Below are 12,978 nucleotides of genomic sequence, written 5' to 3' on the forward strand. Positions count from 1 at the left end.
GAAATGAAAAAAGCATTTTTTTTCGAAAAGAGGCTATAAAAACTCTATAAATAAAAAGGATGTGAAGGCTATTTCTAATTCACTTCTTTGGTATAATCGTGCAAAGGATTTTGCCTTTCAAACACTAAAAATCAAATCTAATTCTTCAAAGAAAAACCCAAATTTTAAGCGCGGTATAATGTGGAACATTTTTGTCTGGTCCAACATCAATCACAAAGGACAAATATTTAAATCAGATGTATTGATTTTAGCAGTAGACAAAAATTTAATACAATGTAAAATGGGGTGGAATATAGAATGAGGAAGTATACTTATGAAGAAGTGCAGTTAGCGTTTGAAGAAAAAGGTTATCAATTGTTGGAGCAGGAATATGTCAGCACCCGTGTGAAAATGCGTTTTCGTTGCACAATTCATCCTAATGATGAACAGAGTACCACTCTTGATAATTTTTTAAGAGGAAAAACAGGCTGTGTATGTTGTTCTGGCAAAAAACATTCAATTGATGAAGTTAGATTAGAATTTGAAAAAAGAGGCTATCAACTATTAGAAACTACATACATTAATAGTAGGACAAAAATGAGATATAAATGCCCGAAACATCCAGATAAAATTAACAAGATAGAATTTTTTGCTTTACTTAATGGAAATAGTTGCCCGCATTGTTATAACGAGATAAAAAGTAAATGGTATAGTGGGAGGGAAAATCCTAATTGGAACGGCGGCATTACATCTCTAAACATAGCATTAAGAGAGAGTACGAAAAATTGGAAATTTAAAACCTTGATTAAATATGAGTATAGATGTGCGGTTACTGGTGAGAGAGCAAATGATCTGCAAATACATCATACCGAATCATTTGCTGCTTTACGTGATGAGGTATTAAAAGAATTAAATTTTAACAAAAGAAAAAATAAAAAAGATTATACTAATGATGAATTACAACTCATTTTTAGCAGATTAGAACAAAAACACGATGAATTTATTGGTATACCCCTAAGAAAACAAGTTCATATTTTGTTTCATAAAATATATGGTAGAAAAAATAATACGTTAGAACAGTTTCTTGAATTCAAGAGACGCTGGGATAACAGAGAATTTAATGAACAATTAGCGTTAGATTTATTTTAATACTTTAATCTTAAAAATATAAACTGCGTAAAATATAAATTTGACGCAGTTTATATCATGAAGTAAAATATTGAAGGAGGTGTTAGTATGGTGAATCAGGCAAAACAAGAAAAATTTAAAAAACTTCAAGCCTTGCTCCGAGAATTGCCGTGGTATGTTGAAGAATACATAAATCATAAATTACGAAATCTTTCGACCGCATCCCTGTATAATTACTGCCATGATTACAAAATCTTTTTTAATTGGATGCTTAGTGAAGGCCTATTTGAAGGTAGAATTGACGATATTCCGTTAGATCGCCTAGAACAATTGACTGTGATAGAGATTGACGGATTTCTTAACTTTTTGAACTTCCAATTAAATAATAAAGAGCTGACCGTAAATCGTAAATTATCCGCATTAAAATCCTTGTTCAACTATCTTCAAAATATTGCTGAGACATCGGAGTTAAAACCTTATATTAATCGGAATATCATGGCGAAAATTGATTTTAATGAAGTTAAAGAAAGCATGGAAACGAAAGCTACGAAAATGGAAGGAAAGATTCTGCTTGGTGATGAATACGAGAAATTCCGCTTATTTATTGCCAATGATTATGGTGAATTGAACAAAGAAAACAAGAGATTATCCTACTTTTATCAATTAAATAAAGAACGTGATACTGCAATTGTGTCGTTAATACTAGGATCTGGACTTCGCCTTTCAGAGCTGGTAGGAATTGATTTGGATGATATTGATTATAACAAGTATTGTGTACGAGTTATCCGCAAAGGAAATAAAGAACAATTCGTTTATTTTAGTCAAGTAGCTATGGCTGACCTCCAAGAATATTTAGCAGTCAGAACTGCCAAATACAACGTGGATAAAAATGAAAAGGCATTATTTGTTAGTGGACCAACGGGTCCTAAAGTAAAATCACGAAGATTAAAAGTTAGAGCCGTTGAAAATCTGATTGAAAAATATGCAACTGCATTTGGGAAACCATCGTTATCGGTACATAAGCTGCGTCATTCGTTCGCAACCAGATACCATGCAGAAATCAATGATGTTCCAAAATTGAGACGCCAATTGGGGCATTCATCCATCCAAACGACAATGATTTACACGCATATTAAGAATGATGATCTTAAAATTGCAGTTGATAAAATGGATATGCCAAAAGAACAAATGGAATAAATCATCCGACTGTCATTTTCAGGGCAGTCTTTTTTAAATTTTTATCAGTTTACATAATATTATTATGGTAACTAAAAACTGGATTATCTCAAATACTAAGTATACTTAAGATAATGAGACAGAACAAATTTTTTTTATTTTTCATAGTTACGTATTAATTGTGCTCATTTTTACAAATTTCGAGTATTGGTCCCTATCTAAATTCCAAAAAAAAAGCGTTCAGAAAGTTCTTAGGCTTTCCAAACGCATCCTTTTATCCAACATTCTTTATAGAGTTTCGACTAGTAAATTGACTATTATACAGATCTGCATAAAAACCGCCTTGTTCAAGCAATTCAACGTGAGTTCCCTTTTCAATCACACTGCCGTTATTCATCACTAGGATCAAATCTGCATCTCGAATCGTTGACAATCTGTGTGCAATCACAAAGCTGGTCCTCCCTTTCATCAAATGGTTCATCGCCTTTTGAATTTGGACCTCTGTTCGGGTATCGACGCTGCTGGTTGCTTCATCAAGAATAAGAATTGCCGGATTGGCTAGGATCGCTCTCGCAATCGTTAAGAGCTGTTTTTGTCCCTGAGAAATATTGGATGCTTCTTCATTTAAAATCGTATCATACCCATCAGGTAGAGTTCGTATAAAGTGATCCGCATTGGCAGCACGAGCCGCTGCAACCACTTCCTCTTTTGTTGCTCCCTCTTTCCCGTAGGCAATATTATCAAAAATTGTGCTATTAAACAGCCATGTATCCTGCAGCACCATCCCAAACAAACTCCTTAGGTGCTCCCTTTTTAAGTCTCGGGTATCTATTCCATCAATTAATATTTTACCAGAATTAATTTCATAGAAACGCATAAGCAAATTAATAAGTGTGGTTTTACCAGCCCCAGTTGGTCCGACAATCGCTACCGTCTGGCCCGGTTTCACGTCTATTTGCATGTCTTTGATTAATAGTTCATTTTCCTCGTAACCGAAGGTAACATGTTCAAATCTTACTTCACCCTTTGGCTCCCTAATTACCTTCGCATCTACTGCTTCTGGGACCTCTTCTGTTTCATCTAATATTTCAAACACACGTTCGGCACTGGCGATTGTGGATTGAATGACGTTGGCAATGGAAGCTGTTTGAGCAATTGGTTGAGAAAATTGACGTGCATATTGGATAAAGGCCTGAATATCACCAATTTCAATCGCCTTTTTGGTTACCAAGATTCCACCGACGACTGATACAAGTACATAGCCAATATTATTGATAAATCCCATCAGCGGCATAATCATCCCTGATACAAATTGTGCCTTCCAGGCCGATTGGTAAAGGGTTTCATTGATTCCCTCAAACTTTTCAATCGATTTCTTCTCATGGCCAAATACTTTGACTACCTTATGACCGGTATACATTTCTTCCACATGACCATTAAGCTGGCCAAGTGATTTTTGCTGTCCTTTAAAATACTGTTGTGACTTTTTGGCGATTTTTGCAATCGCTACACCGCTTAGTGGTAGTGTCACAATCACGATCAGTGTCATCAACGGACTAATGGATAGCATCATGATAATAACACCAATGATCGTAACCACCGATGTAATCAACTGGGTTAGGCTTTGCTGTAAGGTTGTGCTGATATTATCAACATCATTGACTGCACGGCTGAGAATTTCACCATGGGTGCGTGAATCAAAGTATTTTAACGGCAGCCGGTTAAGCTTCTCCTCTACCTCTTTACGAAGATTGTAAACCGTCTTTTGCGCAACACCTGCCATGATATATTGCTGGATATAAGCAAAGATTGCACTCAAAATATAGAGACCAATGAGTAAAATAATAATTTGACCGATATAGTCAAAATCTATTTTAGCCCCTGGGACACCCCTTAGTTTCAGCATCAAGCCTTCAAATAACCTTGTTGTCGCCTTCCCCAAAATTTTCGGGCTGACAATCGAAAAAATGGTACTAATAATCGCTGTAATTAATACCGCTAGGAGCTGTAATTTATAAGGCTTTAAATAGCTGATTAACCTATTTAAGGTTCCTTTAAAATTCTTTGCCTTTTGGACAGGCATGCCCATTCCCATCGGGCCAAATCCGCCGCCCGGTCCTGGTCTACGAGCCCCATTGTCTTGAGTATGTTTTTGATTGGAATCCTTACTCATGCGATTTCCTCCTCTGACAGCTGTGACATGACAATCTCGCGATAAACCGCACTCGATTTCATCAATTCTTTATGCATGCCAATTCCGGAAATCTCGCCATTATCTAGAACAATAATTTGATCAGCGTCGATAATTGTGCTAACACGCTGGGCCACAATTAATACCGTCGAATCGCCAGTTTCTCCTTTTAGTGCAGCACGGAGTTTGGCATCTGTTTTAAAATCCAATGCAGAGAAGCTGTCATCAAATATATAGATTTCCGGCTTACGAACAAGGGCGCGGGCGATCGATAATCGCTGTTTTTGTCCTCCTGAAACGTTTGTTCCCCCTTGGGAGATGACTGCATCAAAGCCATCGGGCATGTTTGAAATAAATTCTTTCGCCTGGGCAACTTCAGCAGCATGTGCTATCTCTTCTGTCGTTGCATCTTCTTTCCCGTAACGAATGTTTTCGGCAATAGTTCCAGTAAAGAGAACCGATTGCTGTGGAACAAACCCAATTTTTTCACGAAGCTGTTCTTGGGTCATCTCCCTTACATCGACCCCATCGACAAGCACTTTACCGCTATCGACATCATAAAAACGTGGAATCAAGTTAATTAATGTTGATTTTCCTGATCCTGTTCCGCCAATAATGGCTGTCACCTCACCAGGTTTTGTTGAAAAAGAAATATTTGAAATCGCTGGCATCTCCGCCCCAGGATAACTGAAGGTAACATCTTGAAACTCAACATAGCCTTTTTTTCCTTGGCCAGTTTTTGTTGATGTTGGATTGTTAATATCTGCTACCGTCTCAAGTACTTCATTGATACGAACGGCTGATACCGATGCCCTTGGGATCATCACAAACATCATCGACAGCATGATGAACGAGAACATGATTTGCATTGCATATTGAATAAATGCCATCATATCTCCGACCTGCATATGACCATTGCTAATCCGAAGTCCGCCAAACCAGACAATTGCAACAGTGGAAAGGTTAAGGACAACCATCATAATTGGCATCATCGCGGCCATGATTTTATTGACCCTAATAGCCGTTTCCGTTAAATCCCAGTTTGCTTCATCAAAACGTTTCTTCTCATGCCCCACTCGGTTAAAGGAGCGAATGACACGAATACCAGTTAAATTCTCACGTAAAACACGGTTGAGGTTATCTAATTTTACCTGCATCGCTTTAAAAAGAGGAATACCTTTTCTTGCGATAACCACGATTGCCAGCACGAGAATAGGCAAAGCAACAGCAAGAACTAAGGTAAGTTTGGCATCTTTTGAATAGGCCATAATAATTCCACCAATACACATCATCGGTGCCATGGCCATCATTCTCAACATCATCACTAAGACCTGCTGTATTTGGGTAATATCATTGGTCGTTCTGGTAATCAGTGAGGCTGTTCCGAGTTGATCAAACTCATGTAATGAAAAATTACCAACGTGCGAGAAAATTTTGCTTCGCAACAACTTCCCAAAGCCTGAGGCTGCTTTTGCTGAGTAGAAACTAGCGGCAATAGAACAAATCATCCCTCCTGCCGCGACAAGCAGCATAAAACCGCCAATTTTCCATATGTATCCCGTGTCACCTTTAACCACTCCTTTATCAACGATATCGGCCATTAACGTTGGCAAATATAGTTCAGATAAAGATTGTAAGAGGACGAGTCCTAAAACCAGGTAAATAGCAAATTGAAATGGTTTTAGATATTTGGTTAATTTGGTCAATAGCATTCAACTCCGTTTTCATTAAGTATTAAGAGTAACTTTATCCTATTTTTATGAACTAAATATGAACAATTTTATTCGTGTAATCTTTTTATCAAACTAACTGGGAGAATTATGCAAATCTAAGTATATTCCCGACTGGTAATCTCGTCAAATATTAACGAAAACGACAAAAAAACACAGGAGAAACCCCTGTGTAGATAGCAGTAGTGCTTATTTATTTTGCTCTTTATGAACAACGGTACCCTCCAGTTTCCAATGACCATGATCATATGACCATGTTGATTTTACAGAGGCGATTACGTCAGCATTGGCGATGCCGGTAATCCGCTGCTCCCCTAGTAACCCGATTTTATTGTTCTCTACGGGGATTGGTTGGAGACTGCTAAAAGGATTAACGGTTAATTCTGTTGGTTCATTTAGCTTTCCATGAGAATAAAGGCCAAGCTTTTTATAATATTTTTGACGGTCCTTTAAATCAAACAAGTAAGACTGCCCCGTTTTGGTGAGTTTGATTTCAGCTTTATAACCATTAAGAAAATGACTATCCATTTCAAGCGGTTCAGGCAGAGCTAATTTTGTCTGGACAAAATTCTTAACAGAATAAGAGTAATTTTGTACAATTCCCTCACTTTCCCCTGTCAATACACTTGCAAATACGTCCTTCACTCCATCATTGTTTAAGTCCACAATTTGTAGTGCCGCCTTCGTACCACTTTCTAAAGGAAAAGTATATTTCTTTCCATTGGAGGCGCTCAATTCGATATAGATCTTTTCTAAAAATGAATCATCCTTCTGATAAGGAATTCCCTTTAGAAAGATCTCTTCCTCTTTTGCATCACCTGTAATATCAGCTTTCTCTTTTGAAATAGTAATAACTTTTGTAGTTTCTTCAATCGCATTAACCCCAGTAATCGCAGTAAGTGACATGAGAAAAAACGAAACAATAACCAATAGCATCTCTTTTTTCATCCATGAACCCCCCAAATTCTGTTACTAGTTAGTATGTCCAGATTTGGAAAAAAGATGAAAAAAAGACTCTCTAATTTTTAGAGAGTCCAGAAATAATTATTCACTTGGTTTTTCTGGTGAGAATACTTTCCAAACCGTGGTTACCTTCCCGTTATCTTCTTCATCAAGGATAAACGATCCATTCGAATAACGGTCACTATAATGAATATCTACTGTATTAAGTGTTTCGATTTGACCCTTTTCCGTTTGGATATAAATCACATCTTGCTCATTGGCAATTTCAAATCCCACGATTCGGTGTGGATTTGATTTAAGCTCTCTTAAAATGACCACGCCACGCTTGGCACGGGTAGCTTTTTCAAACTCTTTCATTTTCATTCTTTTCACAGCTCCGCGCTGTGTAGAAATAACGATCGTTTCGTTACTGTCTGGATGGATGATTTTCCCGCCAATCACGAAATCGTCATCTTTTAAATTGATCCCTTTAACGCCCGCAGCACGTGCACCAACAATACTGATTTCTTCTTCATGGAACCATAATGCATAACCTAAGTTGGTAATTAAGAATAATTCCATGGATCCATCTGTTAAATGAACATCAATAACTTGATCATCATCCTTAAGATTTACGGCGACAAGCGGTTTAGAATATCGTTGCGCTTTATATTGTTTCAGCTCTGTTTTCTTAACCATGCCATTTTTCGTGACAAAAACAAGGTAAAGGTTCGCTTCGAAATCTTTGACCGGAATCGCTTCGATGATTTCTTCATCACGATCAATTGGAATAATATTCGCCACATGTTGTCCAAGGTCCTTCCAACGGATATCCGGAAGTTCATGAACTGGGGAGAATAAGTAATTTCCTTTATTAGTGAAGAGTAGCAGAACATCCTTGGTATTCATGTCAAGCTGCGCTAACAACCGGTCTGAATCCTTCATCGCTAAGTCTTGACCATTGGATGCCGCATAAGAACGTGGACTCGTCCGTTTCACGTACCCTTGTTTTGTAATCGTGACAATCACGTCTTCACTTGGAACCGTAACTTCAAGATTGATCTTTAATTCTTCAATTTCTGCTTCAATTTTAGATCGACGTCCATCAGCAAAACGTTTTTTTACGTCTTTTAATTCCTTTTTGATAACGGAGAAAAGATTTTTCTCACTTGCTAAAATGCTAGTTAGCTCTTCAATCTTCTTCGCTAATTCTTCCGCTTCTTGTCTCAGTGCGGTAATATCGGTGTTTGTTAAGCGATAAAGCTGCAAGGAAACAATCGCTTCAGATTGCAACTCGGTAAAGGCAAACTTTGCGATCAAATTGTCCTTCGCGTCGCGTTTATCTTTCGATGCACGGATGGTCGCAATTACTTCATCGAGAATCGATAAAGCTTTCATGAGACCTTCGACGATGTGCTGCCGTTCTCTGGCTTTATTCAGATCATATTGTGATCTTCTTGTGACTACTTCTTTTTGGTGCTCGATATAAGCATCCAATAATTCTCGAAGTCCCATTAATTTAGGATGTTTCTTATGAATCGCAACCATATTAAAATTATAGGTTACTTGGAGATCACTATTTTTATATAAATAGTTCAAGACACCTGCTGCATCCGCATCTTTTTTCAGTTCAATAACGATTCTAAGTCCTGTCCGGTCGGTTTCATCGCGGATTTCTGAGATCCCTTCCACTTTACGATCGAGACGGAACTCATCCATTTTTTTAACGAGATTGGCTTTATTCACCTCATACGGAATTTCCGTAATGACGATTTGCTGCTTACCCCCACGAACCTCTTCAATGTCTGCTTTACTGCGGATGATAATTTTTCCTTTACCAGTTTCATAGGCTTTTTTAATCCCATCTATCCCTTGAATGATACCACCCGTTGGAAAATCTGGACCTTTGACAATCGTCATTAATTCCTCGACGGAACAATCCGGATGGTCCATTCTCTTGATCACCCCGTCAATGATTTCGCCGAGGTGATGTGGAGGAATATCGGTTGCATAACCAGCGGAGATTCCGGTCGAGCCATTGACCAGTAAGTTCGGGAACATCGCAGGCAAAACAGTTGGCTCTTTCGCCGTGTCATCAAAGTTTGGAATGAATTCAACTGTATTTTTTTCGATATCCCGCATTAATTCTGCGGCAATGGCGGAAAGCCTTGCTTCTGTATAACGCATCGCTGCCGGCGGATCACCATCGACACTACCGTTGTTACCATGCATTTGAACAAGGACATTTCGAACCTTCCAGTCCTGACTCATCCGTACCATGGCCTCGTAAACGGAGGAATCTCCGTGTGGATGGTAGTTACCAATTACATTACCGACCGTTTTTGCCGATTTTCGAAAGCCTTTATCATGTGTATTACCCTCTACATGCATGGCAAATAGAATTCTTCGTTGAACGGGCTTTAGACCGTCACGTGCATCCGGAAGGGCACGTTCTTGGATAATATACTTACTATATCTGCCAAAACGGTCACCAATGACATCTTCTAGAGGCAAGTCACGGAATTTTTCATTTGCACTCATCCTTCAGAACCCTCCTCGGCGACCGTAATATTTTCATTTTCTAAAATCGTGTCATCTTCTTCTAAACCAAATGCCACATTACTTTCAATCCACTTACGGCGCGGCTCAACCTTGTCGCCCATAAGGGTGGTCACCCGGCGTTCTGCTCTTGCAGCATCATCGATTTTCACCCGAATCAGGGTTCGTGTTTCTGGGTCCATCGTTGTATCCCACAGCTGGTCAGCGTTCATTTCACCAAGTCCTTTATAGCGCTGGATGATATAGCCTCTGCCTACCTTTTTGAGAGCACCTTGAAGTTCATCATCATTCCAAGCATATTCAATGATTTCCTTTTTGCCCGTTCCCTTACTCACTTTATAAAGCGGCGGCAGGGCAATAAACACCTTGCCTGCTTCTAACAATGGCTTCATATAGCGATAAAAGAAAGTAAGCAGTAAAACCTGAATATGTGCCCCATCTGTATCAGCATCTGTCATAATGACGATTTTATCATAATTGATGTCTTCCACATTAAAATCGGTTCCGACACCACCGCCGATGGCATGAATAATGGTATTGATTTCTTCATTTTTAAAAATGTCAGCGAGCTTGGCTTTTTCGGTATTAATTACTTTACCTCTGAGTGGCAGGACAGCTTGAAAGCGTCGATCACGACCTTGTTTCGCTGAACCTCCTGCGGAATCACCCTCAACCAGGTAAAGTTCGTTCCTTTGCGGATTACGTGATTGTGCTGGTGTTAGTTTACCAGACAAGACAGCATCTGAACGCTTCCGTTTTTTACCGCTCCTCGCGTCCTCACGTGCTTTTCTTGCAGCCTCTCTTGCTTGATAGGCTTTGATTGATTTTTTGATAAGAAGGGAGCTAATATCAGGATTCTCTTCTAGAAAGTAGGAGAGGTGCTCAGAAACAACTGAATCGACGGCTGATCTTGCTTCACTTGTTCCTAATTTCCCCTTCGTTTGTCCTTCAAACTGGAGCAATTCTTCCGGGATTCGAACGGAGATGATTGCCGATAATCCTTCGCGGATATCTGCGCCATCAAGATTTTTATCTTTGTCTTTTAAGAATGAAACCTTACGAGCATAATCATTAAATACCCTTGTCATCGCTGTTTTTGCCCCGGCCTCGTGGGTACCGCCATCTCTTGTACGGACATTATTAACAAAGGAAAGGACATTTTCTGAATAGCCATCATTAAATTGAAAGGCAAAATCCACTTCAATTCCATTCTGAGAGCCTTCCAAACTGACAACCGGATGAAGGACATCCTTCTCTTCGTTTAAATAGGCAACGAACGCTTCAATCCCATTTTCATAATGAAAGACTTCATGGAAATCATTACGATCATCGATAATTTCAATTTTCAATCCTTTTAACAAGAAAGCTGATTCTCTTAACCTCTCACATAACGTTTCGAAATTATATGTGGTTGTCGAAAAAATGGACGGATCTGGCTTAAAATGAATCGTTGTTCCTGATTGATTCGTTTTGCCGATTTTTTCGAGGGTAGTTACGGGTTTTCCCCCATTTTCAAAGCGCTGTTCATATACGAAACCGTCTCTTTTAATGGTGACAGTTAACCATTCTGATAAGGCATTAACAACAGATGCACCAACTCCGTGCAACCCGCCGCTTGTTTTATATCCGCCTTGGCCAAACTTTCCGCCGGCATGAAGCACAGTTAAAATAACCTCTGGTGTCGGTTTCCCCATTTTATGCATACCAGTAGGCATTCCGCGTCCACGGTCATGAACACTTATAGAATTATCTTTGTGTATTTTTACAATGATTTGATCACCAAATCCACCAAGGGCCTCATCGACAGAGTTGTCGACAATCTCATAAACGAGATGGTGAAGACCTCGTGAATCGGTACTGCCAATGTACATTCCTGGACGTTTCCTAACCGCCTCAAGTCCTTCTAGTACCTGTATGGCATCATCATTATAATCAAAAGCTTGCTGATTCCTTGCCACTAAAATACCCCTTTCATTCCCTACAAAAAGAAGTATCCTTCTAATTGCTTCATGAACTAATTGATTAGTCATTCTTTATATTATCTTTTCATAATAATAAAATAGAACCAATGTTTGCCGCTTTTTATTTTAGCATATAACTTGCGGCGTCTATGCTTTATTTTAGCGATTTATTTCGATTTAGCAAATATGTAATTTGAAACAACATATTTTTGTAATAATATTTTCATTGGTATTTTGGTGAATTGAAAGAAAAAAACTGCTAAATATTAGCAGTTTTTGGGCCAGATTTTAAACTCTTGATAACGCATGTTCTACCTTAATGCAGCGATTCATGATGACTGTATAACCTTTATTTTTTAAGAATTCATATGCTTCTTCATTTTCAAGGCCAAGTTGGGCCCAATATACATCTGCATCAATCTCATCAAATTCCTTTGCGACATCGAACAATTGTTCTGACCTGCGGAAAACATTAACGATGTCCACGTGTCCTTGGATATCTTTTAGTGATGCAACGGCTTTCACTCCTAGTGCTTCATCAATCGTAGGATTCACTGGAATAATTTCATAACCTGCTCTTTGCATTGCTTCAGTCACTTGATAGGAGGTCCGTTCAGGATTATTACTCAAACCAACTACGGCAATTCGTTTTGCTTCTTTTAAAATTGTTCCGATTTCATTGCGACTTGGATTTTCAATAGTCATCAGTCTCACTCCTAGGGTCTTTTTCTTTTATTTTACCTATATTTTCAAAAAAAACATAATTTAAAATCTTAAACAGAAATAGTTCTGGTAAGAGCGGCTAATGAAAGACATCGATTTACTTCTTTAGGAAAAGATTTTCTCTTCGTTTGGTTTATATATCTTCCGAAAATCATTCATCGACCGCGACATTTGCTTAATCTGCAGCATACTATCCAGGGTAAAGCTGTCAATATATTGATCATCGATTTCCCTGAACTCATGTGCTTCTTTTACATCTTGAATTAATATAGACAAACAATTTAACGACTGGCTCAAGGATTCCTCAATCTTGGTCGCCATTTCATCGATCTCTGCATGACTTAAATGCTCGATTAAGCCACTACCCTTCTCGCCGTATTTGGCTGTTTCTTCCTGAATTTGTTTTTCTAAATTTAGACTTTTGCTTTCTAATAGTTCGTATCTTTGGGCTAAGTTTTGATAGTTCTTTTCACTTTCTTTTAGCTGTTTCACAAGCAAATGGTCCTTATTAATATATTTGAAAACGATATAAATGAAAGCTCCAATAACAAAGGTTAAGAAAATAAACCACAAAAGCACTCTAACCACC

Annotated in this window: 9 protein-coding genes; 2 read left to right on the plus strand and 7 right to left on the minus strand. The window is 38.4% G+C overall.

Going from position 1 to position 12,978, the window contains the following annotated elements:
- Window positions 1-297: 297 nt before the first annotated feature.
- Window positions 298-1,128, plus strand: a complete 831-nt coding sequence (locus ACJ004_RS05285; protein ID WP_410891579.1) for a hypothetical protein — start codon at window positions 298-300, stop codon at window positions 1,126-1,128.
- An 87-nt stretch (window positions 1,129-1,215) separates the two neighbouring features.
- The gene (gene xerS / locus ACJ004_RS05290; RefSeq protein WP_410891580.1) at window positions 1,216-2,304 is read left to right on the plus strand and encodes a tyrosine recombinase XerS; all 1,089 of its coding nucleotides are present in this window, start codon (window positions 1,216-1,218) and stop codon (window positions 2,302-2,304) included.
- Window positions 2,305-2,557: 253 nt separating this feature from the next.
- On the opposite strand, the gene ACJ004_RS05295 is transcribed toward xerS, so the two are convergent.
- The 7 genes from ACJ004_RS05295 to ACJ004_RS05325 all read right to left on the minus strand — a co-directional run bounded on the left by ACJ004_RS05295 (window position 2,558) and on the right by ACJ004_RS05325 (window position 12,968).
- Window positions 2,558-4,456 (minus strand): ABC transporter ATP-binding protein, encoded by a 1,899-nt coding sequence (locus ACJ004_RS05295; protein WP_410891581.1) that lies wholly within the window; start codon window positions 4,454-4,456, stop codon window positions 2,558-2,560.
- Entirely contained in the window at window positions 4,453-6,180 is a 1,728-nt protein-coding gene (locus ACJ004_RS05300; protein WP_410891582.1) for an ABC transporter ATP-binding protein, read from the minus strand. The genes ACJ004_RS05295 and ACJ004_RS05300 overlap by 4 nt, the downstream gene beginning before the upstream one ends.
- A 213-nt stretch (window positions 6,181-6,393) precedes the next feature.
- Window positions 6,394-7,152, minus strand: a complete 759-nt coding sequence (locus ACJ004_RS05305; RefSeq protein ID WP_410891584.1) for a hypothetical protein — start codon at window positions 7,150-7,152, stop codon at window positions 6,394-6,396.
- Between the two features lie 96 nt (window positions 7,153-7,248).
- On the minus strand, window positions 7,249-9,687 hold the full coding sequence (gene parC / locus ACJ004_RS05310; protein ID WP_410891585.1) for a DNA topoisomerase IV subunit A: 2,439 nt from the start codon (window positions 9,685-9,687) through the stop codon (window positions 7,249-7,251).
- Window positions 9,684-11,663 (minus strand): DNA topoisomerase IV subunit B, encoded by a 1,980-nt coding sequence (parE, locus tag ACJ004_RS05315; protein WP_410891586.1) that lies wholly within the window; start codon window positions 11,661-11,663, stop codon window positions 9,684-9,686. The genes parC and parE overlap by 4 nt, the downstream gene beginning before the upstream one ends.
- Window positions 11,664-11,954: 291 nt before the next feature.
- A complete protein-coding gene (locus tag ACJ004_RS05320) occupies window positions 11,955-12,371 on the minus strand; it encodes a CoA-binding protein (protein ID WP_410891588.1) in 417 nt (138 codons plus the stop codon).
- Between the two features lie 123 nt (window positions 12,372-12,494).
- Window positions 12,495-12,968, minus strand: a complete 474-nt coding sequence (locus ACJ004_RS05325; RefSeq protein ID WP_410891589.1) for a hypothetical protein — start codon at window positions 12,966-12,968, stop codon at window positions 12,495-12,497.
- Between the last annotated feature and the right edge of the window lie 10 nt (window positions 12,969-12,978).

It is taken from the genome of Neobacillus sp. 204 (assembly GCF_046562815.1).
GTDB lineage: Bacteria > Bacillota > Bacilli > Bacillales > Cytobacillaceae > Neobacillus.